The sequence below is a fragment of the Desulfocurvus sp. DL1XJH-121 genome, assembly GCF_054819825.1.
On the sequence record NZ_JBTVWW010000006.1, the window covers coordinates 142446 to 167323 of the forward strand.

The window sequence follows — 24878 nt, forward strand, 5'->3', positions numbered from 1 at the left end:
AGCAACGCAGCAGATTGCTGTTTTTCAACGGTCTGCCCTGAAAAAGGGTTGGCTCCAGGCTTGTCCCCAGTCGCTGTCCATGACGTGGAATCGCGCGTAGGGCGTGTCCGCCTGGCTGAAGCTCCAGGACAGGGACTGGGCGCGGGCCACGGCCAGGCGCGCGCCCATGCGGCCGATGACCGTGATGCGCGCCGGGGCGGGCAGGGTGATGCGCACGGCGTCGCCGTCGCGCCCGAGGTCCGTGATGGCCGCGCCCGTGGAGCAGTAGAAGTTGCCCTCGGCCACGGCGGCCAGGATGGAGGCCGGGGTGCGCTCCTCGGCGCGGACCATGATCCAGGCCCTGCCCACGCCGTCGCCCGCGTGGGAGTCGTCGCTGGCCAAGCCGAGCATGGGGCTGTCCGCGCTGAGCAGCCGGTCCCAGAGGTGGGTGACGTCGGCTTGGCCCTCGTGGCCCTCGATGACGGCGTTGTAGATCTCCACGCAGGGAACCGCGCGGCTTAGGCGCAGGAGGTCCGCCAGGTCGTAGTGCCCTTTCTCCCAGCCCGGATGGTTGGCCACCAGGAGCACGTCCCGGCCCTGAACGGCGGCCAGCAGGGAGCCCTGGGTGCGGTGCGCCAGGCAGGATTTCAGGGTCTCGTGGTCCGGGGTGTACAGGCCCAGGTGGTGCTGGTGGGTCACGCTGTGGTCGGGCATGTGGCCGATGCGCGAGTTCCATTCCAGGCCCGGGATGAGCACCAGGCGCTCGTCCTCGGCCCGGGTCACGTGCAGGTGGTCGGAGATGGACAGGAAGTCGTGGCCCGCGTCGCGGTACAGGGCCAGCAGCTCGTCCTGGGGGATGACCGAGCAGGGGCTGGCCGGTGCGGTGTGGGCGTGCAGGTTGCCCTTGAGCCAGTGTCCGTTCGTGCATTCGTAGGGGTTGGTCCAGTTCACGGCCATGGCCGCCTCCCGTGGTTCAAAATCCATAAAAAAAGGCCCTCGGAGAAATCACGCGGGCAGGGCGCTCCCCAGGGGAGTTCGCCGCTGCACCGTCTTCGTGGGATTTCTCTAGGGCTCTTCCCTCAAAAGATAGTCAACGCGAGGCAACTATGGGCGGGTTTGATGGCGGTCGTGTGACCGGATGATTGTATTTGCATTGCGCGTCGCGGGCCTCGGGCCGACCCGCGGGCGTTCCGGCAAACGGGAAACGCGTGATGCGAAACCGGCCCCGGGGGCGGGCCATGCGGAGCGGGGCTTCGTCTACCCGGGGGAGTAGGGCTCTTGCCCGAGCGGCGGGTAGGCCTCATGGATGCCCTTGGCCACGCGCCCCAATTCCTCTTCCAGGAGATCGAGGGCTTCGCCGGAGGGGATTTCGCCGTTGGCGGCCTGTGCGTTCATCTCGCTGAAGATCCGGAACAGTTCCGTGGCTTCCAGGGTGCCAGCCACGCCCTTCAGGGCGTGGAGTCTGGAACGGGCCAGTTGCAGGTCCCCGTCGGTCAGGAGCGCCCGCAATTCCAGCCGGGCCTCGTCGCACTGCTCGGCGAACTTGCGCATCGTGCGTTCGAACACGTCCCGCCTGTCGCGTACCCGCAGCAGGGCCTTGCCCACGTCGATGCCGGGCAGATGGTCGACCTCGACGGCGGCTTTGGCCTGCGGCGGGGCTTCCCCGGCATTTTCGCCGGGGCCGTCCGCAGCGCGCCGGATCCATTGGCGCAGGGTCCGCAGCAGCTTTGCGGGATCGATGGGCTTGGTGACGTGGTCGTTCATGCCCGCCTTGAGGCTCTTTTCGCGGTCCCCCACCAGGGCGTGGGCCGTCATGGCGATGATGGGCAGCTCCCGGAACCCGGGGTCGGCGCGGATGCGGCGCGTGGCTTCGAATCCGTCCATTTCGGGCATCTGGATGTCCATGAGCACGGCGTCGAAGGGCTTCGCGGCCAGACGCTCCAGGGCTTCGCGCCCGTTGCCCGCCCTGGTCACGCGCAGGCCCTCGTTCTCCAGGATGGTTTGGGCCACTTCCTGGTTGATTATGTTGTCCTCCACCAGCAGGATCTCGGCGCCGGCCAGGTCGGGATACCGGAGGACCGCATTGCCCGGCGCTGGCGCGGCGGGTCCTTCGTTCCGGAAGACGCTCGCCACGGTGTCGAAAAGGGTTGAACGGCTGTAGGGCTTGTAGAGCACCCTGTCCAGCGCGCCGGTGGTGTCCTCCGTCCGGGGATCGAAATCGCTGGAGGCGACGAGAATGATCCTGGGCTGGTTGGCGATGGATTCGTCGTTGCGAATGGATTTCGCCAGTTCGAGGCCTCCCTTGTCCGGCGTATGCGCGTCCACGAACACCAGGCCGAAGGGGGCGTCCTTGTCGCAGGCCCTGAGCAGCTCCATGCCCTTGCGTTCGTCGAGCCTGGCCAGGACCTCGAAGGTGAAGGAATCCAGGATGCAGGTCAGAATGTCGCGGAAGGATTCGCTGCCGCCCACCACGAGGACGCGCATGCCCCGCAGCCCGTCGGGATAGGCGTACCCGGCGTCCTGGGGGCCCATCTGCAGGCCGAAAGGCACGGTGAACAGGAATTCGCTGCCCTCTCCCGCTGCGCTGTCCAGGCGGATGGACCCGCCCATGAGCTCCACCAGGCGCTGGCAAATGGCCAGCCCCAGGCCCGTGCCGCCATGCTGCCTGGTCACGGAGGTGTCCACCTGGCTGAAGGGCTTGAAGAGTCGTTGGGCCTGATCGGGGCTGATGCCGATGCCCGTGTCCTTGACCGAGAAAGTGACGCGCGTGGAGGCGTCGTCCTGGTGCTCCGCCCGCGCCGAGAGGATGACCTGTCCCGAGTCCGTGAACTTCAGGGCGTTGCCCAGGAGGTTCAGCAGAATCTGTTTCAGGCGGTGGGGGTCGCCCACCAGGCGGTTCGGCACATCGCTTCGCACGAACAGCAGCAGCTCCAGCCCCTTTTCCTCGGCCTGCAGCCCCAGCACCCCGATGACGTCGTTGAGCACGTCGTCCAGCACGAAGGGGGTCTGCTCCAGTTCCAGCATCCGGGCCTCGATCTTGGAGAAGTCGAGGATGTCGTTGATGATGTTCAAGAGCGTTCTGGCCGAGATGTCGATCTTGGACAGGTAGTCCCGCTGTTTGTCGGTCAGCCTCGTGTTCATGGCCAGATGCGTCATGCCGATGACGGCGTTCATGGGGGTGCGGATTTCGTGGCTCATGCGGGCCAGGAAATCGCTCTTGGCCCTGTTGGCGTCGTCGGCGGCCAGCCGGGCCTCTTCCAGCTTGCGGCGGCCGCGTTCGCGCAGGAGCAGCAGTTTCGCCCGGGTGAGCGCCACGAACAGAATGACCATCAGGGCGGAGACGAACAGGGTCGCCTGTTTGACCAGCGAGGCCTGCACCGGGGCGCGCATCACCTCCCGGGGCACCATGTGGACGAGCTTCCAGACGCGCGGCGCGCCGCTGACCCGGGACGGGGATTCGGCCGGGGGCGCCACTTTCACGGTGGCGAAGGTGTACAGGCCTTCGTCGGCGTCGACCTGGCCGGAGTCGGCGGCCTGGATGTCCGTCCACGTCGAGGGATGGCGCGCGGCGAAGCTCAGGTCTTCGCCGCCCGGGTACATGAAGCCCCATTCCAGGGTTTTCTCCAGCCCCAGGAGCCAGTGTCCGTCTGAGTTGAGCAGCATGGGCATGCCCCGGGCATCCTCAATGTGCCTGGTGATGTCGTCCAACAGCACCTGCCCCAGGTAGTTGAGGATCACGATTCCCAGGTGCTCGCCCTGGGCCGAGTACACGGCCATGGAAACCCGGATCATGGGTTTGAGGGGCAGTTCTATCTTGCCGTTCTCGATGTTCAGGTCAAAGGGGGAGACGTAGATCTCGCCGGGGCCGAGCTTCATGGATTCCGTGAAGTAGTAGCGTCCGGATTTGTTCTGCAGCTCGTCCTCGGGGACGCCCCCCGGCGCGCCGTAGTTGTAGTTCACCCGCAGGAGCTCCATGCCGTCCCGGCCAAGGATTCTCACCTGGTCGAAGATTTTCCGGATGCGGCACAGGGAGGTGAAGATTTCCACGAGCTCGTCGCGCGATGCGCGGCTGCCGGTCCGCAGGAAGCGGACGACTTCCGGGCTGCTGGCCGCCAACTGCAGATCCCCGAACATGTTCGCGAGCTTCAGGGCCATGCCCTTGGCCACGAGGTTCGTATGCAGGCGTTCGTCCAGCCGGATGGACGACAGGGCCGTAGCCGCCTCGTTGCGGTACAAAAGATGGATTCCGCCCCATGCCGCTGCGCCTAAGACCAGAAACGTGAGGACGAAACTGATCAGGGCGTGTCGTTTTTCGCTGTGCGTGTTCATGCCGTTCTGTTCCCGGATAGGGGTGGATCATAGGCATAACACGATTGTATCGATCAGGGAATATGTATGGCTGGTTTGAGAGCCTTCTTTTCGCGCCTGCGGACGTTTTTTGACGCGGGGGGGGAGACGGAAAGGGGAGAGGGGCGGCGGATCAGTAGATCTTGCGCTTGGAGAAACTCGATCCCAGCACCGAGAAGGTGTTCTCCACGATGAACAGGGCGCGCTCGTCGTGGGAGAAGGTGATCTCCTCCAGCTTCTTGAGCTGGATGTTGTTGACCACGGTCATGAGCACGTTTTTTTCCTTGCGGGTGTAGGCCCCGAACCCGCGCAGGAACGTGGCGCTCTGGCGCATCACGCCCATGATTTCCTGGCTGATGTCCTCGGCCGCGTCGGAGATGATGAAGACCACCTTGCGCTGGCTGAACAGGGACAGGGTGTTCTCCATGACCACGGCGGTGATGAAGACCATGATCAGGGAAGCCACCACCAGGTCCAGGGACAGGTACAGGGCGCTGGCCGCGAACAGCAGGGCGTTGAACACCAGATAGACCTTGCCGATACCGATGTTGAAGCGCTGGAACAGGTATACGGCCAGCACGTCCAGGCCGCCGTTGGAGCCGAGCGACCTGAGCACCACGCCGCAGCCGAAGCCGTTGACCACCCCGCAGGCCACGCTGGCGTACAGCTGGTTTTGCAGGGGAATGTGCAGGTCCACGGCCTGGTAGAAGACCGTGGCCGCGACGGTGGCGTAGGCGCTGTACCAGACGAAGCGCCTGCTGACCTTGAACCAGGCGAACACGAACAGGGGCACGCTGAGCAGAAAGTACAGCCAGCCCGGGTCCAGGACGCCCGTGGCGTAGTAGATGAGCGAGCCCAGGCCGAACACGCCCCCGGGCACGAACTGCTGGGGCACGGCCAGGCTGCGCATGGCCACGGAGATGAACAGGGAGCCCGCCGTGATGAGCAGGAGGTTCCACCAGACCTTGTAGGTGCAGTCCAGGCTGAAGGTCGGCCCCTTACCCAGGGGATGGGGGTTGCGGGATGAGTCGCTTGTACCAGACATTCATGCTCTCCAGCTTGCCGCTGATCTGCGTATTGTTCATGAGCGTGCCGCCCAGGTCGTATCCGGCCCTGGCGAACACAGCGTTCATGCCCGGGCTCTCGGCGCGGGCGATTGTGTAGGCCGAGACCAAGCCCAGGGCCGTCGTCCTCTCTTCCATGCGCGCCAGGAGCTTGCCCGCCGCGCCCCGGCCCCGTTCCTCGGGCAGGGTGGCGAAGTCCGTCATCTCCGCGCAGAGCCAGTCCGCGTCCACCTCGGCCGAGGCCGCGGCGGTTATCCGGCCGCCGCGCTCAAGGCCGAAGAACATCGTGCCCGAGGCCATGGCCTCGCGCAGGTAGCCCGGGTCGGAGATGGAGAAGGGATACGTTTTGAAGACGGTTTTGTACAGCCCGGCCAGGGCCGGGGCGTGTTCCGGGCCCAGGGGGGCGATTTCCCTTGGGGCCGGGTCCGGGGCGTCGGATTCGGCCTTGGCCCGGGCGATGCGCAGGGCCTTGGCCAGGGGTTCCCTGTCCTTGAGGGCGGCGCGCCCGCCGTCCAGGAAGCGGCTCATGAAATGCCCGTCCTCGCGGCCCCGGTACAGCCCGGGCACCAGGGCCTCGTCCGCAAAGCCCCGCGCCGCGAAGGCCGGGGCCTGGGAACCCTGCACCCGGGCGAAGAGCTTGGAGTAGCCCTTGTCCCGGCCGAGACGCAGCATGCGCTCCACCAGCCCCGGCATGTCGTCCGGGGCCAACTTCATGAGATAAACCCTGTCGTTGGCCGGCCCGTGCTGGATCAGGGACCGGCCGATGGTGGTCACCGCATCAGGCAGCATCGTCGCGCCGCTCCATGCGTTGGTTGTTCTCCGGGGTCAGGCTGGTGGTGTCGTCCCAGTCCGAGAGCAGTTTTTCGATGCCGATGGCCTGCTCCTCGGCGTCCTCCTCCTTGAGGGTCAGGTTGCATTTGGAGCACTGGCGGTCGCAGTAGGTGGCCTCGTAGGAGTCCGGCTCCGAGTAGGTGGTGATGACGCCCTCGTAGTTGCGCAGGACCACCTTGTTCACCCCGCGCGAGACCACGTAGTTGGGCATCACCGGGATCTTGCCGCCGCCTCCGGGGGCGTCGATGACGTAGGTGGGTACGGCGAAGCCGCTGGTGTGCCCGCGCAGGCTCTCCAGGATCTCGATGCCCTTGTTCACGGGCGTGCGGAAATGCGTCAGCCCCTCGGAGAGGTCGCACTGGTACAGGTAGTAGGGCCGCACGCGGTTCTGGACCAGCTTCTGGTTCAGGGTCTTGATCAGCCTGGGGCAGTCGTTGACCCCGGCCAGGAGCACGCTCTGGTTGCCCAGGGGGATGCCCGCGTCGGCCAGCCGGGCCAGGGCGCGGCGCGAGGAGGCCGTGATCTCGCGCGGATGGTTGAAATGGGTGTTGATCCACAGGGGATGGTGCGTTTTGAGCATCTCCACCAGGTCGTCGGTGATGCGGTAGGGCAGGACCACGGGCGTGCGCGTGCCGATGCGCACCACCTCCACGTGGGGGATGCGTTCCACCTGGGTCAGCAGCCAGTCCAGGCGCTTGTCGGAGAGCAGGAAGGGGTCCCCGCCCGAAAGCAGCACGTCGCGCACCTGCGGGGTCGTGCGGATGTATTCCAGGCCCGCCTCCAGGTCCGCGCGCGAGGGGATGGAATCCACGTCGCCCACCTTGCGCTTGCGCGTGCAGTGGCGGCAGTACATGGCGCAGGTGTTGCTGACGTGGAACAGCACCCGGTCGGGGTAGCGGTGGGTGATGCCCGGGGCCGGGCTGTCCTCGTCCTCGTGCAGGGGGTCGGCCATGTCGTGGCTGCCGATCTTGAGCTCGTCCGGGTTGGGGAAGGATTGCATGAACACGGGATCGTTGGCGTAGTCGTTCACGTCGATGAGGGACAGGTAGTAGGGCGTGACGGACATGGGGAAGGTGCGCAGTGTCTGGCGGCAGGCTTTGCGCATGTGGTCCGAAAGGGTGATGCCCAGGACCTTTTCCATGCCTTCCACGGTCTTCACCGCGTGGCGCACGTGCCATTTCCAGTCCGTCCAGTCGGAGCGGTCCGCCGAGGATTCGACGCTGGCGGCCAGCTCCTGTTGATGCTCGTTGAAAATCTGCAAAATCATTCCTTGGTTACAGGATGCGACTCAGGAACTCTTGGGTCCGTTCCTGGGTCGGGGACTCGAACATGGCCTCGGGCGCGGATTGCTCCACGATCAGCCCCTCGTCCATATAGGCAACGGAATCGGCCACCTCGCGGGCAAAGCCCATTTCGTGGGTGACCACCATCATGGTCATGCCGTCCTTGGCCAGGTCGCGCATGACCTCCAGCACCTCGCCCACGAGTTCGGGGTCCAGGGCGCTGGTGGGCTCGTCGAAAAGCATTACCTCAGGCTCCATGGCCAGGGCGCGGGCGATGGCCACGCGTTGCTTCTGGCCGCCGGACAAGGTCTCGGGATAGGCCTCGGCCTTGTCCGCGAGGCCCACCTTGTCCAGGTAGTGGCGGCCCAGCTCGCGGGCTGTTTTCTTCGGCATCTTTCGCACCTGGGTTGGGCCCTCGATGACGTTGCCCAGCACCGTCATGTGCGGAAAGAGGTTGAAGTGCTGGAAGACCATGCCCACGCGGGCGCGCAGGGCGTTGATGAAGCGCTCGTTGTCGCGAACGCGCTGGCCCGAGATGCGGATTTCCCCGTCCTGGAAGGTTTCCAGGTGGTTCACGCAACGCAAGAGCGTGCTCTTGCCCGATCCGCTGGCGCCGATGACCACCACCACATCCGAGGGCAGGACGTCCAGATCGATGCCCTTGAGGACGTGATTATCGCCGAACCATTTGTTAAGATTGGATATTTTTATAACAGGATTGTCGGACATATCTGCCTCCTAGGCTTGGCTGACGTCCAGGCGCCGTTCCAGGCGGCTGAACAGCCAGCTGAACAGGGCCGTGTAGAACAGATAGAACAGGGCCGCGATGCAGAGCATCTCCATCATCAGATAGTTGGACGAGGCCAGTTGCTGGGACTTGAGCAGTAGCTCGTTGATGGTGATGGTGCTGGCCAGGGACGAATCCTTGAGGGCGATGATGAACTGGTTGCCCAGGGGGGGCACCGCGCGCTTCAGGGCCTGGGGCAGGATGATGCGCACCATGGCCCGGGCGTGGGGCATGCCCAGGCTGCGCGCGGCCTCCATCTGCCCCGGGGCGATGGACACGATGGCCCCGCGGAAGACTTCCGCGATGTACGCCCCGTTGTGCACGCCGAGCGCAAGCACCGCCGAGGTCAGGGCGCTGAATCCGGCCAGGCCGCGCAGGCCGAAATAGAGGAACAAGAGCTGCAGCAACAGCGGCGTGCCCCGGATGACGTAGATGTAGGCCCGGGCGGGCAGGTTCAGGATGCGCTTGTCCGAGATGCGCATGAACGCGGTGCCCAGGCCGAGGCCCACGCCCAGCAGGATGCCCAGGGCCGTGACCTTGAGGGTCATCCAGGCCGCGGGCAGGAAATAGGGCAGGAACTTCGGCAGGGCAGCAAAGTCGAAATACATGGCAGTGTCCGCTGTAAGGGGGGAGGAACGGGCGCGGCCGCGCGGCCGCGCCCGGAGAGGCGCTACTTGGTCGTGATGTCCGTCTTCAGCCATTTCTGGCTCAGGCGCGAGAGGGTGCCGTCCTCGTGCATGGCCGTGAGGGTCTTGTTCACTTCGGCCAGCAAGGTCTCGTCGGCCTTGTTGAAGGCCACGGCGATGTCCTCGCTACGCAGGGGGGTGCCCTGCATCCGGATCTGGAACTTGCCGGAGTTCATGGCGTTCACGCCCACCACGCGGTCGGTGATCACACCGTCCACCACGCCGTTGCCCAGTTCCATAAGGGTCTGGGTGTCGTCCTTGTACAGGCGCACCTCGCCCGCGCCGAGGTTCTCGGCGTCCTGGGCGAAGGTGGTGCCCGTGACCACGCCGATGGTGGCGCCTTTGACGTCGCCCGGGGCGGCGTAGCCCGCGTCGGCCCGGACCATGAGCTGCGCACCGGAATAGTAGTAGGGGGTGGAGAAGTTCACGACCTTGAGGCGCTGTTCGGTCACGGCCATGCTGCCCAGGATGCCGTCGTAGGCGCCAGAGCGCAGGCCTTCGATGATTCCGCTCCATTCCGTGGTCACGGGTTTCAGGTTCACGCCCAGGCGTGTGGCCACTTCCCGGGCCACGTCCACGTCGAATCCCACCAGTTCGTTCTTGTCGTTGAAGAAGTTGAAGGGCGGATAGCCGCCGCTCATGGCGAAGCTGATCTCGCCGGCCTTCTTGACCCGCGAGAGGGAATCCGTTTTTTCCTCGTTGCAGCCTGCGAGGGCCAGGGCGACGATCACGACAAAGAACAACGGCATCATCCGTTTGAGATACATGGGCACTCCTTGGATTCGGATTGATGGGGTCCGGGCCCGGACCGTGCGGCGACCGACGCACGGCATGTCCGGCGCTGGGGGCCTTGGTGGGGCCGGATCTGCGGCAAGGATATGGTTGAACTGCTCGCCGCATGTAATTTTCTTGAGGTGTATATGAAGAGATGACAAATAAGTCAAGTTTTTCGTATATTGTAATTTTATTTTGAAACACACGAAACAAAAGAAATCAATTCATGTATTTTTGATTCATATTTTGCATTTCTATTTTGCATCTATTGTGCTTATAATGCAAAAGATGCGATATTGTTCAATGACGCACTTTTTGTTGTATATCATGTGATTGTTTCACGGAGTATTTTTCATTGTCATTATGCGTCGGCTGCATGGCTGGCATCTGCTGAGCATGAACGGCTCAGGGTGAACCGGGAAGCGGGGGGGACAAGGATATATTTTTCTCTGAAAATTTCCTGTATCCTGCATATTACTGCTAAAATCGGCGTCCTTGGTTCTGTATTGTTTCACGCGGGAAACAATGGAGAGTTCAAAGCTGCGGATGGCGGCGGAGGGCGAGACATTCGCCTGGGAGAAGTGTTTTCCGCGCAAAGGGTTAAGGAGTCGCCTCCTTTTGCCGATGAAGTCCGGCGTGCCCGAACGCGCTGGCGAATTATTCATGACAGAAACCGCGTCGTAGGGTATGGCTCTGCCGGACTCGTCAAGGGGGGGGCGAGGCCGGTAACTTTTCGTGCAGCATCCTCGCCAGGGGGCGCCGGGGATGTATTGCCTTAAACATCAAGCTGATATCAATTATTCCCTGCTCCGTTACGCGCCTTGAAGAAGGTGCTGGTCGAGTTTTTGTTTGAGCGGCCGTCGGGAGATGCTATGCTGATCCCGATACGCTCGTCTTGTCGCGAAGCATTCGGGGAGAGAGAGTTTGGATATGGAGAACGCGGAAGTGCAGCTGACCAGGAGCGCGGGGCTGACCATCGCCCTGGATTCCAGCGGGACCGTGGAGGGCTTCAAGAGCCTTCTGGATGCCGTGGGCCGGGACCCCGGCGTCAGGGGGGTGCTGGTCCTGGCCTGCCAGGAGAACGGCTTCACCCCCGTGCAGCTGGACCCGGTGCTGCGCGCCGCCCCCGTCGAGATCTTCGGCGGGGTGTTCCCCGGCATCGTGCACGGCGTGCGGAGCATGACGCGGGGCACGATCATGGTGGGCATACGCTGCCCGCTCACGTCGCGCCTTGTGCCTGGCCAGACCTCGGGCGGGGTGGACTTCGATTTGGTCCTGGACGAGTTCGGCCTGGAGCTCAAGGGCCACAGGACCATGCTGGTCTTCGTGGACGGGAAATGCTCCCGCATTTCCGAGTTCATGGAGAGCCTGTTCGTAATTTTCGGTTTGGAATTCAACTACCTGGGTGGTGGAGCGGGCATCATGGCGGACCCGTCCGGAAACCGGGGCCCGTCCTTCTGCATCCTGACCAGCCAGGGTATGGCCGTGGACACCATCCAGCTGGTGGCCTTGGACATGGACAGCCGCATCGGCGTGGGCCACGGCTGGCGAAAGCTGGCTGGTCCCTTCATGGTCACCGCGACGCGGGGCGCCCGTATCCTGAGCCTGGACTGGCGGCCCGCCGGAGACGTCTTCCGGGAGGTGGTGAACGGGTATCTGGGGCGTGGCGTGGAGCCGGAATCCTTGCTTCCCCTGGTGCCGCATTTTCCCCTGGGCATCGAGAAGTTCCAGGCGGAGCACATCGTCCGCGAGATCGTAGCCGTGGACGGCGACGATCTCGTGTTCAGCGTGGATATCCCCGAAGGCGCCTTCGTGCACATCATGACCGGCGACCAGCAGTCCTTGATCCGGGCCGCGGGCGAGGCCTACGACCTGGCCTGCGGCGGGGAGGGCGCGGCCTGCGGCGACAAGGTGGTCCTGGTTATGGACTGCTGCACCCGGTGGCAGTTCCTGCGCCAGGGATTCGAGCAGGAACTGGAGCTCCTGAACCGCGACGGCTTGCCCCTGGTGGGGGCCCTGAGCCAGGGCGAGATAGCCAACAGCGGACGGGATTCCCTGGAATTCCTCAATAAGACCTGCGTGGTGGGGATGGTCGGGGACTGATGCTGTATTCGTCCGAGTTGTTCCAGGTTTTGTACGAGTGCCTCGTGGCGATCGGGGGCAGCGTGGATTTGCCCGTGATGCTCAGGGCCGCGCTGGCCACCGTGCTCAGGAAGTTCAACTGCACGGCCGGGGCCGTGCTGCTTCTTCCGTCGGGCCGGGGCGGAAGGTCCGAGATTGCGACGGTCTTTTCCATCCCCCGCAACGTCGATCGCGTGGAGGACTACCGGGAGGCGCGCGCCCTGCTGCGCAAGGGGTTGGACGAGGAGGGCCTCGAGGGGGTGCGGGCCCGTCTGCCCCTGTGCGGCGAGATTGGCGACGGGCGGCAGTACATGATCATGGACCTGCCCGACGTGGGCTTCGCCATCCTGCTCAAGAGCGATTGCTGCCTGACGCGGCACGTCGTTCAGGCCCTGCGGCCCGTGTTCGTCAAGCTGGCCAGCAGCTGCAAGGCCTGCCAGCAGTATCAGGAGTTGGAGCGCCACCGCGAGGACCTGGAGGACATGGTCTGGCAGAAATCCAGGGAACTCGTGCTGCGCAACGAGGAATTGGCCCTGGAGGTGGAGGTGCGCAAGCGCACGGAGCTGGCCCTGGAAAAGCTGAACCTGGAGCTGGAGCGCCTGGCCAGCGTGGACGGCCTGACCCAGGTGGCCAACCGCCGCCTTTTCGACCAGCGCCTGGAGGACGAGTGGCGGCGTCTGGTCCGCCAGGGCGAGCCCCTGTCCCTGATCATGTGCGATGTGGACTATTTCAAGAACTACAACGACACCTACGGTCACATCGCCGGGGACGACTGCCTGCGGCGGGTGGCCAGGGCCGTGGCCTCCACGGCCAGGCGGCCCGCGGACCTCGCGGCCCGGTACGGGGGCGAGGAGTTCGTGGTCCTCTTGCCGGGCACGAACCTGGACGGAGCCGCGATCCTGGCCAACGACATCCAGGCCGCCGTGGCCGCTCTGGACATTCCCCATTCGGCGTCCATGGCCGGCGCGCGGGTCACCCTGAGTATCGGCGTGTCCAGCACCGTGCCGGTGAATTTCGGTAATCCCGAGCAGCTGGTGAGCGATGCGGACAAGGCCCTGTACGAGGCCAAGAACGAGGGGCGCAATCGCGTCGTGCTCCAGGACGCCTAGCCCCGGGTTTGCGCCCCGAACGCAGAACGCCCGCGCGGCCTGGCCGCGCGGGCGTTCTGCGTTCGGGAGGGGCGTCCCGGGCGCATTCAGGCCTCGACCCTGTTGCGTCCGGCCTGCTTGGCCCGGTACAGGGCCTGGTCCGCGTGCTTGATCACTGTGTCGGCGTCCATGCCCGGTCCGAATTCCGCGATGCCGAAGCTGAGGGTGATGGTGGTGGCCTCCCCGTCGTGGTCCACGGGGTGGTTGGCCACCACGCGCCGCAGGCGGTCCGCCGTCTGGAAGGCCTGGGAGAGTTCCTCCCCCGGCGTCACGATGAGGAATTCTTCTCCGCCCCAGCGGCCCAGGCGGTCCACCTCGCGGATTTGCGCGGAGAGCAAGCCGATGGCGTGGACGATGGCCCTGTCGCCCGCGTCGTGGCCGTAGCGGTCGTTGATGGCCTTGAAGTGGTCGATGTCGCAGAGGATCACGCTGAAGGGCTGGCCCAGGCGCTTGTGGCGCTCCGCCTCGTGCTGCACGATCTCCTCAATGCGCCGTCTGTTGAGGACGCCCGTAAGGTGGTCCCGGGTGGCCAGGCGGCGCATTTTCTTCAGAAGTTCGTCTTTTTCCCGTGCGCCGTCCTGGGACATCTGGAACAGCTTGCTGCTGATCATCAACTCGATGGAATAGATGAGGATGATGCACAGCAGCATGGTCAGCATGAGCATCGCCGCGTCCACGAAATTGTTGTCGTAGAAGTCGACGATCCGGCGGCCCGAATAGGCGGTGTAGGTGCGCGCCACGTACAGGGCCGTGAACAGCAGGAACGTGACGCCCACGTGGAAGGCGTGCCTGCGGTCGTCGGCGGAGGCCTGGTGCATGATCATGTAGACCACGTGCAGGAACACGGGGATGAGCATGCCGGCGAAGACGATGGTCCGCATGCGGATGTCCGGCTGTTCGTAGGTGTAGAAGCAGTAGAGGGCAGTGAAGAGGATGATGACGGCGGCGTAGACCTTCCTGGGGACCGCGACGTTCAGGAATTTCCCCATGCCGAAGGCGAAGAGCGTCACGCCGCCGAACATGAGCATGTTGGCCAGGATCACGGAGGCGAAAGCGGGAATCACACCGCGCAGTAGGGCCAGGGTCGCGCCCGTGGATTGGCAGAGATAGTCGGCCATGAACAGGCCCGTGCCCGCGAAGGTGCCCCTGGTCCTGCGCCAGGTCTGGAACAGGAGATAGGTGCAGACGTAATGGACGAGGACGAACGTGAGCACGATCGTCTTCATGTCGAACTGGGGCAAGGCGCGACTCCCTGTGCGGCGGTGCGTTGGCGAAAGAGGTTGGGACGCGGGGCTTTTCAAGCGTTGCCGCCCGCTGCCAGGGTGCCGTCTACCAGAAGAGGCTTCTTGAAGGCAAATGGAGTCTGTCGTTTGGGGAAAATATCGCCCAGGCGTTTCCTGGTATATAAATATGATTTTCGGATCGATAGGTCCGGCGTACGTCACGCGGCCTGGGGCTCCGAGGGGCGGGCCAAGGCGAGGCCGGGTAAGGAGGGGCAGGGGCTCGGTCCGGCTTGACGGCGCGGGCAGGGCTGCCTAGATAGATGCTGACGCGCCTGGAGCACCCTGACAGACGCCGGTTCGCCCGGCTTGAGATTGCCAGACCTGTCCTCCGGCGCGTCCTTAATGAGTGGACGGCATCCCTGCCCGAGGGTATCCACCGCACAGCTCTGCTGGTTCATCACCCTGGGCAATTGCAGCCCAGACAGTTCTCTGACCCACGCAGGGCTTTTCTTTTTTCAAGGCGCCCGCCTCCGTCTCTTCCAAAAAGGGGGAGGGGGATGGCGCGGCGCAAGTATTCCCGGTCCAGCGAGGTTGTGATGCTCCCCGTGGTTGTCGACATAAAGATCGATCCCGATCGTATCAATTCCCCGGGCGCCATTCGCAAGGCGGCCCTTGAGAAAGCCGGTCTGCCAGACGAGGCGGGCATCTCCGCCCGCGTCAGGCGGCGTTCCATCGACGGCCGTTCCAGGCGGCCGCAGTTCGTGCTCCAAGTGGTCGTGGGCGACCCCGAGTCGGTGGAGCCCCGGGAGTCCCCGTTCAGGCCCGCCCCCCTGGGCGATGGCCGCGTCGTCATCGTGGGCGCGGGCCCGGCGGGGTATTTCGCCGCCCTCACGCTCTTGGAAAACGGCATCCGGCCCATCGTGCTGGAGCGGGGCAAGGACGTGGCCGCGCGCCGCAAGGACCTGAAGAAGATCTATACCGAAGGGCTGATCGACCCGGATTCCAACTACTGCTTCGGCGAGGGCGGGGCCGGTACGTATTCCGACGGCAAGCTCTACACCCGGGCCACGAAGCGCGGCAACGTGGGCCGGATTCTGGACCTGTTCATCGCCCACGGCGCACCCGCGGACATCCGCATCGACGCCCACCCGCATCTCGGCTCCAACATGCTGCCGAGGATCGTGCGCCGGATGCGCGACGACATCGTCGCCTGCGGCGGCGAGATCCATTTCGGGACGCGCGTGGACGATTTCCTCATCGAGGACGGCCGCATGGTCGGCGTCGTGGCCGACGGGTCGCAGAAGATCCTTGCGGATGCGGTGATTCTGGCCACGGGCCACTCGGCCAGGGACGTCTTCCGCGCCCTGGCGGCCCGAAACGTCGCCGTGGAGGCGAAGCCTTTCGCCCTGGGGGTGCGCATCGAGCATCCCCAGCCGCTCATCGACAGGATATTCTACCACCAGTCCCCGAGGCACGAGAATCTGCCCCCGGCGAGCTACCGCATCGCGACCCAGGTGGACGGGCGCGGCGTCTTTTCCTTCTGCATGTGCCCGGGCGGCTATGTGGTCCCGGCCTCCACGGCTCCCGGCGAGCTGGTGCTCAACGGCATGAGCCTGGCCGCGCGCAACGCCCCCTTCGCCAACGCGGGGCTGGTGGCGGAAATCCGCCTCGACGACGTGGGCGCGGGCGACGATCCGGTCCGCGCCCTGCGGTTCCAGGCCGAGGTGGAGAAACGCATGTTCCTGGCGGGAGACGGCAGGACCCAGGCGGCCCCGGCCCAGCGGGCGGGCGATTTCGTGGCGGGCAGGCTGTCCGCCTCACTGCCCGAGACGTCATATATTCCCGGCGTCTATTCGGCGCCGGTCCATGAGCTGCTGCCGTCGATGGTCGCCGCGAGCCTGCGCAAGGCCCTGCCCCTGCTGGGGCGCAAATTCAGGGGCTTCGATTCCAACGAGGCCAAGGTCCTGGCCGTGGAGTCGCGCACCAGCTCGCCGGTGAGCATCCCCCGCGACCCGGAGACCCTGGAACACGTCGGCATCAAGGGCCTCTTCCCCTGCGGGGAGGGCGCTGGATACGCCGGGGGCATCGTTTCGGCCGCCATGGACGGGGAAAAGGCCGCGCTGGCCGTGGCGCGCTTCCTTGGCGGCGGCAACTGATTTTCGGCTCCGCCCTGGGAGCGCTTTGCAGTTCAGCAGAAAAGCCCCGGCGAGCCGGGGCTTTTCTGCGAAGATGCGCAAAGAGGACTCCCGCTACATCATCGCCGTCAACCTTCGATCCAGCAGATTCGTGAAATTCTGTTTTTCCTTGGGGCCGAAGGGGGGAGGGCCTCCGGCGATCATGCCGGCCGAGCGAAGCTCTTCCTTCAGGTTGCGGACCGCGAGGGTGGATTGGATATTGTCCTCGGTGTAGTGATCCCCGCGCGGCGTCAGCACCTCGCACCCTTTTTCGATGACCTCGGCGGCCAGGGGGATGTCGGCCGTGATGACGAGATCGCCGGGCTGAATCGATCCCGCAATGTGGTCATCCGCGACATTGAACCCCTGCGCCACCTGCACGGTCTGGATGAACGTCGAATTCGGCGCCTGCAAATAGCTGTTCGCCACCAGGGTCAGCGAAACCCTTCGCCGCTCCGCAACCTTGAAAAGCACTTCCTTGACCGCCTTGGGGCAGGCGTCGGCATCAACCCATATCTGCATTCTCAACTCCGGATTCCTCGCCCCGAGAGGCTGTGTGGTCGCGGGAAAGCAACTGCCCGCCGCGCGATACCGACTACCTGTTGTCCGAGGGGGAGTGAAGCTTTTTCATGACAGGAACCCGGACGCGGTCTTTCCGGCACGGGCGCACGCCTGCGCACACGAGGGTTTTATTCGGCGCGGAAGTCATATACTGTCTCCCCCGCATAACGCATTGTTCGAATCCTGAATACGATGAGGACCGCATGTCATTGAAAGTGAGCAAGCGCAGGCCCCTGGTCGCCCAGTCCGAAATCCGGAACATGACGCTGGAGTGCGCCAGGGTGGGCGGGGTGAACCTGGCCCAGGGCGTGTGCGACCTGCCCGTTCCGCAGATGGTCATGGACGGCGTGGCCGAGGCCATGGCCGACGGCTACAACATCTATACCCGCTTCGACGGGCTGCCCCGGCTTCGCCAGGCCATCGCCGCCAAGCAGAAGCAGTACACCGGCATGGACGTGGACCCCGAGGGCCAGGTGATCGCCTCGGCCGGGGCCACGGGCGCGTTCTACGCCGCCTGTCTGGCCCTGCTCGACGAGAGGGACGAGGTCGTGGTTTTCGAGCCGTACTACGGCTATCACATCGTGACCATGGTCAGCCAGGGCATCAAGCCCGTGTACGTCACCCTGGAGCAGCCGGACTGGAGTTTCGCGGCCCAGGATCTGGAAAGGGCGGTCACGGACAAGACGCGCGCCATTCTCGTGAACACCCCGTCCAACCCGGCGGGCAAGGTCTTCAGCCATGAAGAGCTGAAGATCATCGCCGATTTCGCCGAATCGCACGATCTCTTCGTGTTCACCGACGAGATCTACGAGCATTTCGTGTTCGACGGCGCGAAGCACATCTCCCCGGCCACGCTGCCCGGCATGGCCAAGCGGACCATCACCATTTCCGGCCTGTCCAAGGTCTTCGCCGTCACCGGCTGGCGGCTGGGATACGCCATCTGCGATCCGCAGTGGGCGCTGCCCGTGGGGCATTTCAACGACCTCGTCTATGTCTGCGCGCCCTCGCCGCTGCAGATCGGCGCGGCCAAGGGCCTGGAGGAGCTCGGCCCGGAGTACTACCAGGGCGTGTCCGACGACCATCAGATGAAGCGGGACCGGTTCTGCGACACCCTGCGGGAGATCGGCCTCACGCCGCACGTCCCGGCGGGCTCGTACTACACGCTGGCCGACGTGACTTCGCTGCCCGGCGACACGGCCAAGGAGCGCGCCCTGTATCTGCTGGAAAAGACCGGCGTGGCCTGCGTGCCCGGCTCGGCCTTCTATTCCGGCCCGGTGGGCGAAACCATGGTCCGGTTCTGCTTCGCCAAGGAGATGCCGATTCTCAAGGACGCCATGAATAGGCTGAGGCGGCTCGCCTGAGAAGAAACAGGTAGGAGCTTCAAATGGCCGGGATACGACTCGGCCAGACCAGAAGGCAAAAAAAGCCCCGGGTGACCGGGGCTTTTTTATGATGCGTCTTGCGACGTCATATGCGTAAGGGGGGCAATCCTATTGTTTCTTTATCTGTTTGAATTAATAGAATATATATGATTTTGAAATAAGCTTTTCCTTCAAAAGTTACCCCTAGAAAGGGTAGGGTGACGATCCCTTGAACCATGCCTCTTTACGCGTATTGCTCGCTGACCTGCTCCCAATTTATGGACCACTCGTAATGGGGCAATCCGCTCGCTCAAGGGTTCGGCCTGCCGGCTGGTTGCCGCCTGGGTAGGCGGCGGGAGCCGGAGGCGACCAGAGCCCAGCCCGTGAGGTCCGCCTCCTGCCTCCTGCCTCTTGCCCATGGCCCGCAGCACCTCGTTGTGCCTGTGTCGCGAGTCTCTCATTGTGCCGAAAAGCAAACAGACTTGCAGATATCAATTCTCGCCATTTTTTTACGCCTCTGCTATCCGGTCCCCAAGCGGAGGAGAACGGAATGCGCAGGTTATTCATCCTTCTCGTTGTGGTGATGCTGGCCGGGTGTGCGAGCCACTCACAACGCCTTGAGATATCAAGCGGTAACGGTAAATCGTGGGTGCATATCGTCGGGACAGATATAAAGCTTCCATTGCCGAAAAAATTTTCTGCCGCAAAGCCTGAACAAGGGCTGTTTGTCATCCATGGCAAAGACGGATCGACTCATGCACTCATGGCTGTTGCAAGACACGAATACGATAACATAGTATTTGACGAGATGAAGACAAACCAGAGATTGTTGAAAACAACAGGTGAATCTTACTGCTCTATGGGTCAGCCAATGCGGCTTGATTCTTGCTCTATTCTTGATAATGGTGTTGTTTTATTTCGATGCACAAGGCAATTTCCAAGCAACTCTAAAAGCATTGCCTTGTTTAGTAGCCCGTCCAATGAAAAATGCAGGATCTACGCAGTGGGCTATCTCCATATCTCTGGCAGTTCTCCCTCTCAAGACTTGTCGTTTATTTTTCAACGCATGGTTGAAAGGGCAACATCGAAATAATTTGGAGGCAACTTTTTTCTGATGTTCCCACTGTCAGGTGATAACTAAATCAGCACAACAAATGAATACATACCTCGTCATTCGCTACTGCTGCGGGCCAAGCGAATGACACTGCCAGAACCAATCGTTCATGGAAGAGGGCGCGGAAGGAGCCGAAGGCTGATGCCCTCGTTTTCGATTCAGACCCCTATGGACAGAATTCCTCTCGGCTAGGATTGTGTCCATTCTGTCCATTGTATCCATGGGCATGGAATTAACGAAAAGGGCGACCGAAGCCGCCCTGTTGCTAAATTTGGACACTAAATCTTGGAAGGGCCAGCTTGGCGAGCTGCCGTGTGAGCCGCCGATATCCCCGATGGACGAGGAGGCGCCGGGCGGGCATGGCTAGCCGTCTTGCCCCACGCGCCCGATGATATTCGCTATGCCGTCCATGGTTACCTCGATGGCCTGGCCCATGGCCAGGGCCGCGGCATGGTCCTCTCGGTCCGCGTCCGCCAGCCCGGAATCCACCACGGCTTGCCTGGTTTCGCGGTCAAAGCCTGTTCCGCTGACCGCGCTGGTGGAGGTCTTGAGCCTGTCCGGAGCGTCGTCGTTTCTGACAATAAACTCGCGGGAGGCGATGGATGCACGCTGCTCGAGGCGGCCATTTTCAAAGCTCTCGTCCGTGTGCTCGCTGCGGCGCAGCACGGCCGGGGAATCGTTTTCCGTAAGACCTCCGCCCGCGCGGAAGGTGAGCCCCGTGGGGCCCGGGTTTTGGATGGCGGATTCCTTGTCCACTTGGCGGGCCACCATGTCCCCGTCGCGGTAGACCTCGTTCTTCCAGGCCATCCTGTAGGTTTTGTCGCCTGTGCCCCGTTCGGCGGCCTTGTCCGCCGTATTGTAGGTGCCGGCCCTGGCGTCCTGCTCCAGGGGCGCGCCGAAGTGGTCCGCCTCGGTGGCCGCCTCGCGCAGGCCCTGCCCCAGGAGGTCCACGGCCGAGCGAGGGGTGGTGGAGGCGTATTCCCCTTCCTCCAGACGCAGGGTTTCCAACATCGAGGGCTGGTTCGCCAGCCGCTTGCGTTTCCCTTCCTTCATGTTCAGGGAACCCTGGCTGCGTTCGACCAGATCGCCCTTGTCATACCAGGCCACGCTGACGCTTTGGGTCTGTTGGCCGTCGTTGTTCGCGTTGCCGTCCTGGTGGGAGTCGCTGAAGGCCGCCTCGCGCAGCAGATCGCCGTCCTGATCGTAGGAGGTCATCTGGATTTCGAGGCTGGTGTCCTGGGCGAGGCTCCTGGTGTTGTTGGAGTCCATGCCGCCGAACTTGTCGGCGCTACGGTTGGTCAGGTTGGTGTAGTCGTTCTTCTGGTTGATATGCACGTCCTGGCTCAGACGGCCGTTGGCGTATTCCTGGATATTGGCGGAGTAGCGGACCCGTTGCGTGTCCATGGTGATCTGCCCCATGAGGCCCTCCAGGGTATCGGGCTGGGCGGTCATCCCTGATTCCACTGCGGTCTGGGCGCTGAGCGTCCCGTTGGCCATGAGGTTTTCCACATTGGACTTTCCGGACAGGTTGTCGGAACCGAATCCGGCGTAATCGCTTTCCAGCGTCATGCTGTCGCTCATTTGGCGGACCAGCTCGCCGTCGTCGAACCATTGGATGCTGCGGCTCATGTGCGCCGAGGATGTCGTGTCCATGGCCTCGTCCAGGCCGGACAGCGCGGTGTGGATGGTCTGGCTGACCTCGCCGTTCTCGCCGTATATCTCCGTGTCCAGGACCACGCCATCGTCGTTGAGCGTTCCTTCGACCTTCTTGACCAGCTTGTCGCCCTCGTATTCCTCCAGCGTCATGTGGTCGCCGTCGAGGGTCACCACCTGCTTGTTGCCGTTGGCCAGGGTCGTGGTGCCCGTCGCGAGTTTGAAATGCTTGTACCAGGGGCTTTCCCTGGATTCTTGGGCTTTCTGGAGTTTGTCGCGAGCCTGTTCCAAGGCTTTTTGGGCTTGCTCGGAGATATCCAGCGTAAAGTCCGGTCCGATGCCGGCGGCGGCGTCGCCCCGGCCCTGACCCTCGGAGGGCTGGACCTGCTGGGGCTGGTCATCGGGCCAGAGCGGGGACGTTGACTGTGAAGAAAAGGAATCGATGCTGTTGGACATGACGACGCTCCTCGGGTTCAAGACACGGCGCGGGCATGCGCGCCAGGCATATCTTCCCGTATCGGCCGATATTGATATGACTTAATTTGCGTCCAGGATTGGAATGGGGGGCGGTTCCCCGGGTTCGCTCCGCAAGCCGGGGAGAGCTTCAGGCGCGGCCTGGATAGGGGGGGCAAGAAAGGGCGGCCAAAGCCGCCCCGTGGTTGATTTGTGGTCAGGCTTGACCGCCTGATGTAGACGGCAGAAAAACAAAAGCCCCGGATTCCCGGGGCTTTTCGTCCTAAATCGGACTTTATCAGAGGCGGGGACAATCACATTGTCTTTCTATCAGCTTGAATTAAAAGGATATACCCGACTTTAAAATCTGCTGTTACCCCAAAAGTTACCCCAGAAAGGGTAGGGTGACGATCCCCTGGATCATGCCCTTTACGCGTACTGCTCGCAGATGGTCATCGGCCTTCCCGGGGCACGAAGATCATTTCGACCTCCAAGTAGGCTTGCGGGCTGCGACGAAAATTCCTTGGGCCAGGCGATGAGCTTATCAGGAAAAGGAGCCAGAGACCATCGAGCCTGTTATGCTGCTTGTCTTCTAGCTTTGCGTTGTGGACGGTCTGTTAGTGTGGGAAGGCATACCAAAGGGAATCGCCCCAGTCTGTTTCGCTGACGGTTGCCCTGTGCTTATAGGTTCTGGTTTTGCGATGACTTTTGCGTCATTTTAGCCTTAATAGAGTGTTGACAAAATGCTTTATATAACGCAATGATTATATAATTACAAACAAAAACCTTTGCCACTATTGCGGAGCAAACTGCATGAAAACGAAGTCATACGTACGCTTCCTCAATCGTTTTGCTCATTTTGATGCAGACATCGAACTTGCCGATGTGGTCAGTATTTCGAATGATCGCGGCATATTGAACAAAAACGCGGGGGAAATGCTTTTTGATGCCGTAGACGTGCATCGACATCCTAGGCTCGCAGGGCGAGATGCCAGTCCCCACAACAGGAAAATTGCCATCGGACATCTTAAGGTCACCTTATACTCATCATTCATCAAAGATATATATGAAGATATGACTATGTACTTTCGCGAAGTGCTGGAGGCTGCCGCCAAGAAAGGCATAAGTCCAAACAGATTGACTGGGGAATGCAATTCAACATTCAAGGTAAATGATATTTTATTGGCTGGCAATTGGGACAATGTCGTCAAAATGATTTCTGAAGCAATTTTTCGTCAAATTGAGAACAAAAAAAGCACAAAAGAGCTGATCGCTCAGATGAATGCCAAGTTAAATCTCGGTGTAGCGCAAGAAAAAATTGATGCTGCACTTCCATTTTTAGAGATAAGGCACCTTTTAGTGCACGCTGATGGAATAGCTGATCAAAAATTCTGCAGCTCATTTCCCCGCTTCGGTGCCACCGCCGGTCACCCCATCCATCTTGGCCACAACGAAATCCAAAATGCCCGAACCACGATCAGCGCTCTAATTAATGCCTTTGACCAAGCAATTGTCGCTAATGGTCTAGTTGATCCAGCAGAGCTTCAGCCCTAGCATAAGCGGTCCATTTTTAGATGTGCGGTCACGCACATGATAGTATATGCACGGTGGACTCGGGGCACTTCGTCTCGCCTCCCCTCTCGGGCCATCTCCGTCGCTAAATTTGGATGCTCCAACGCCCAGCGGGGCTAGGCTCATTCACCCTAGCATGGCGCTCCAGAACCAATCGTCCATGGAGGAGGGCGCGGAAGGAGCCGAAGCCTGATGCCCTCGTTTTCGATTCAGCCCCCTATGGACACATTGGACAGAATGGACAGAATTACCCTTGGCCTGGATTGTGTCCATATTGTCCATTGTGTCCATAGCAATGGAGCCAACGAAAAAGGGCGACCGAAGCCGCCCCGTTGTTAATTGGTTTCCAGGCTTGGCCGCCTGAAGTCAACAGAGAGTCGGAGAACTCCATTCAACGCCCAGGGCGATCCGACAGACCTTTGGGCTGAACGATGAACTTGCCGGGGGCCTGGGCCACGCCAAGTCCAGCGTCCTTCCATGCGTCACCCCTGGCGCTGTCATTCCAGCGGACGCGGAATCCTGGTTCATCGTCACCAGCAAGGATCAACCCGGAAAGGCTAGCCAAGCGCTCTTGGGCGGACGACACGGCGTTATCGTATCTGCCCTTCACGTCCACCACCTGACCGTCATGGGAGATGGTCACTTGGACGGGGCTTATGATGCGGGAATCGATCCCGGAGAAGTCCAGGAACTCTTTGAACTTGCCGCCATGGGCCAAGAACTTGAAGGCGTTCCAGATGCCCTTGAGCTGGCGGGCTTTGCGGTAAAGGCGGGGCTCGGCAATCCAGCGAACGTTGTCTTCATCCGTGTCTTCGACTACAAACTGCGAAGCCATGATCGTACCTCCTTCGAAGGTCGGTTGTGGTTAGGCTCGGTTCGGTGTTGGTAGCACCGGGCCGGGCCGTTTCAGGGCCTATTCCTCCGCACGCTCTTCCGAATCCTCCTTTGCCCCTGCTTCCTGCTTGGCAATTAGCTCTTCCATGGCTTGGACGAAGATGTCCTTGAAGGTCAGATCGGCCTCCATGGCGGCAAGCTTGAAGCGCTTGCGGGTGGTAGGGGTGTGCTGAGATGGTTATCACCTGACAGTAGGCCATGAAATGAGCGTGGTCATGCCGCCCTTGGTTGGGGTACGGCTGGAGTTGAAAAGACTTCACCGAAACCTCGACCAGGAGAACGTCATGACCACGAGGAAGAAGGTAGCACGAAGGAAGCTGAGTCTGCTAGAGCTTGCCACGGAGCTGGGCAACGTGAGCCGGGCCTGCCAGGTGATGGGCTATTCGCGGCAACAGTTCTACGAGATCAGGCGCAACTTCCAGACGCATGGGTCGCAAGGGCTGCTGGACCGGCTGCCCGGCCCCAGGGGCCCGCATCCCAACCGTGTGGGCGAAGAGATTGAGGCGGCGATCATGGCCTACAGCCTGGAGTTTCCCACGCACGGGGCCTTGCGGGTTGCGCAGCAGCTCGTGCTTCGCGGGGTGCAGGTCAGTTCGGGCGGCGTCCGGGGCGTATGGAGCCGCCACAGCCTGCTCACGCGCCATGAGCGGCTTCTGCGGCTGGAGCAGTCGGTGCGCGGCCGGGACATCAAGCTCAGCGACGACCAGATCCGGGCCCTGGAGCGCTTCAGCCCGGAGTTCCGCGACCGGCACATCGAGACGCGCCACACGGGCGATCTGGTGGCCGTGGACACGTTCTTCGTGGGCACGCTCAAGGGCGTGGGCAAGGTGTACTTGCAGTCGGTCATCGACTG

General features: G+C 62.4%; 19 protein-coding genes. 7 read left to right on the plus strand and 12 right to left on the minus strand.

Features of this window, described 5'->3' with window-relative positions; genetic code table 11:
- Positions 1-24: 24 nt before the first annotated feature.
- The 8 genes from ACYYG1_RS06320 to ACYYG1_RS06355 all read right to left on the minus strand — a co-directional run bounded on the left by ACYYG1_RS06320 (position 25) and on the right by ACYYG1_RS06355 (position 9744).
- Positions 25-936 (minus strand): CehA/McbA family metallohydrolase domain-containing protein, encoded by a 912-nt coding sequence (locus ACYYG1_RS06320; protein ID WP_461209442.1) that lies wholly within the window; start codon positions 934-936, stop codon positions 25-27.
- A gap of 300 nt (positions 937-1236) precedes the next feature.
- Positions 1237-4308: a response regulator gene (locus ACYYG1_RS06325; protein ID WP_461209443.1), complete on the minus strand. Its 3072-nt coding sequence runs from the start codon at positions 4306-4308 to the stop codon at positions 1237-1239.
- A 151-nt stretch (positions 4309-4459) separates the two neighbouring features.
- Complete coding sequence (locus tag ACYYG1_RS06330) at positions 4460-5371, minus strand: YitT family protein (protein ID WP_461209444.1); 912 nt, start codon at positions 5369-5371, stop codon at positions 4460-4462.
- A complete protein-coding gene (ablB, locus tag ACYYG1_RS06335) occupies positions 5325-6179 on the minus strand; it encodes a putative beta-lysine N-acetyltransferase (protein ID WP_461209445.1) in 855 nt (284 codons plus the stop codon). Before ablB ends, ACYYG1_RS06330 begins: the two co-directional genes overlap by 47 nt.
- Positions 6169-7482, minus strand: coding sequence for a lysine 2,3-aminomutase (kamA, locus tag ACYYG1_RS06340; protein WP_461209446.1), 1314 nt, complete (start codon positions 7480-7482; stop codon positions 6169-6171). The genes ablB and kamA overlap by 11 nt, the downstream gene beginning before the upstream one ends.
- Before the next feature lie 13 nt (positions 7483-7495).
- Positions 7496-8233, minus strand: a complete 738-nt coding sequence (locus tag ACYYG1_RS06345; RefSeq protein ID WP_461209447.1) for an amino acid ABC transporter ATP-binding protein — start codon at positions 8231-8233, stop codon at positions 7496-7498.
- 9 nt (positions 8234-8242) lie between these two features.
- Positions 8243-8899, minus strand: coding sequence for an amino acid ABC transporter permease (locus ACYYG1_RS06350; RefSeq protein ID WP_461209448.1), 657 nt, complete (start codon positions 8897-8899; stop codon positions 8243-8245).
- Between the two features lie 62 nt (positions 8900-8961).
- Positions 8962-9744 (minus strand): ABC transporter substrate-binding protein, encoded by a 783-nt coding sequence (locus ACYYG1_RS06355; protein WP_461209449.1) that lies wholly within the window; start codon positions 9742-9744, stop codon positions 8962-8964.
- Between the two features lie 937 nt (positions 9745-10681).
- Between ACYYG1_RS06355 and ACYYG1_RS06360 the strand changes: the two genes are divergently transcribed.
- Together ACYYG1_RS06360 and ACYYG1_RS06365 are read left to right on the plus strand one after the other, a co-directional pair.
- Positions 10682-11854 (plus strand): FIST signal transduction protein, encoded by a 1173-nt coding sequence (locus ACYYG1_RS06360; RefSeq protein WP_461209450.1) that lies wholly within the window; start codon positions 10682-10684, stop codon positions 11852-11854.
- Positions 11854-12981, plus strand: coding sequence for a GGDEF domain-containing protein (locus tag ACYYG1_RS06365; RefSeq protein WP_461209451.1), 1128 nt, complete (start codon positions 11854-11856; stop codon positions 12979-12981). The genes ACYYG1_RS06360 and ACYYG1_RS06365 overlap by 1 nt, the downstream gene beginning before the upstream one ends.
- Positions 12982-13067: 86 nt before the next feature.
- Here ACYYG1_RS06365 and ACYYG1_RS06370 read toward each other — a convergent pair whose 3' ends face one another.
- Complete coding sequence (locus ACYYG1_RS06370; protein ID WP_461209452.1) at positions 13068-14261, minus strand: GGDEF domain-containing protein; 1194 nt, start codon at positions 14259-14261, stop codon at positions 13068-13070.
- A gap of 539 nt (positions 14262-14800) precedes the next feature.
- Here ACYYG1_RS06370 and ACYYG1_RS06375 point away from each other — a divergent pair.
- The gene (locus ACYYG1_RS06375; protein ID WP_461209453.1) at positions 14801-16399 is read left to right on the plus strand and encodes an NAD(P)/FAD-dependent oxidoreductase; all 1599 of its coding nucleotides are present in this window, start codon (positions 14801-14803) and stop codon (positions 16397-16399) included.
- Positions 16400-16492: 93 nt separating this feature from the next.
- Here the strand turns inward: ACYYG1_RS06375 and ACYYG1_RS06380 are convergent, their stop codons facing one another.
- Positions 16493-16939 carry a YaiI/YqxD family protein gene (locus ACYYG1_RS06380; protein WP_461209454.1) on the minus strand — a complete coding sequence of 149 codons (447 nt, stop codon included), beginning with the start codon at positions 16937-16939 and terminating at the stop codon, positions 16493-16495.
- A 242-nt stretch (positions 16940-17181) separates the two neighbouring features.
- Between ACYYG1_RS06380 and ACYYG1_RS06385 the strand changes: the two genes are divergently transcribed.
- A complete protein-coding gene (locus ACYYG1_RS06385; protein ID WP_461209455.1) occupies positions 17182-18339 on the plus strand; it encodes a pyridoxal phosphate-dependent aminotransferase in 1158 nt (385 codons plus the stop codon).
- Between the two features lie 550 nt (positions 18340-18889).
- On the plus strand, positions 18890-19432 hold the full coding sequence (locus tag ACYYG1_RS06390) for a YajG family lipoprotein (RefSeq protein ID WP_461209456.1): 543 nt from the start codon (positions 18890-18892) through the stop codon (positions 19430-19432).
- 384 nt (positions 19433-19816) lie between these two features.
- On the opposite strand, the gene ACYYG1_RS06395 is transcribed toward ACYYG1_RS06390, so the two are convergent.
- On the minus strand, positions 19817-21562 hold the full coding sequence (locus tag ACYYG1_RS06395; protein ID WP_461209457.1) for a hypothetical protein: 1746 nt from the start codon (positions 21560-21562) through the stop codon (positions 19817-19819).
- Positions 21563-22372: 810 nt separating this feature from the next.
- Between ACYYG1_RS06395 and ACYYG1_RS06400 the strand changes: the two genes are divergently transcribed.
- Positions 22373-23113: a hypothetical protein gene (locus ACYYG1_RS06400; protein WP_461209458.1), complete on the plus strand. Its 741-nt coding sequence runs from the start codon at positions 22373-22375 to the stop codon at positions 23111-23113.
- A gap of 409 nt (positions 23114-23522) precedes the next feature.
- Here ACYYG1_RS06400 and ACYYG1_RS06405 read toward each other — a convergent pair whose 3' ends face one another.
- A complete protein-coding gene (locus ACYYG1_RS06405) occupies positions 23523-23966 on the minus strand; it encodes a hypothetical protein (RefSeq protein ID WP_461209459.1) in 444 nt (147 codons plus the stop codon).
- A gap of 343 nt (positions 23967-24309) precedes the next feature.
- Between ACYYG1_RS06405 and ACYYG1_RS06410 the strand changes: the two genes are divergently transcribed.
- Positions 24310-24878, plus strand: a 569-nt coding sequence (locus ACYYG1_RS06410; protein WP_461209460.1) for a helix-turn-helix domain-containing protein, incomplete at its 3' end; no start/stop codon positions are given.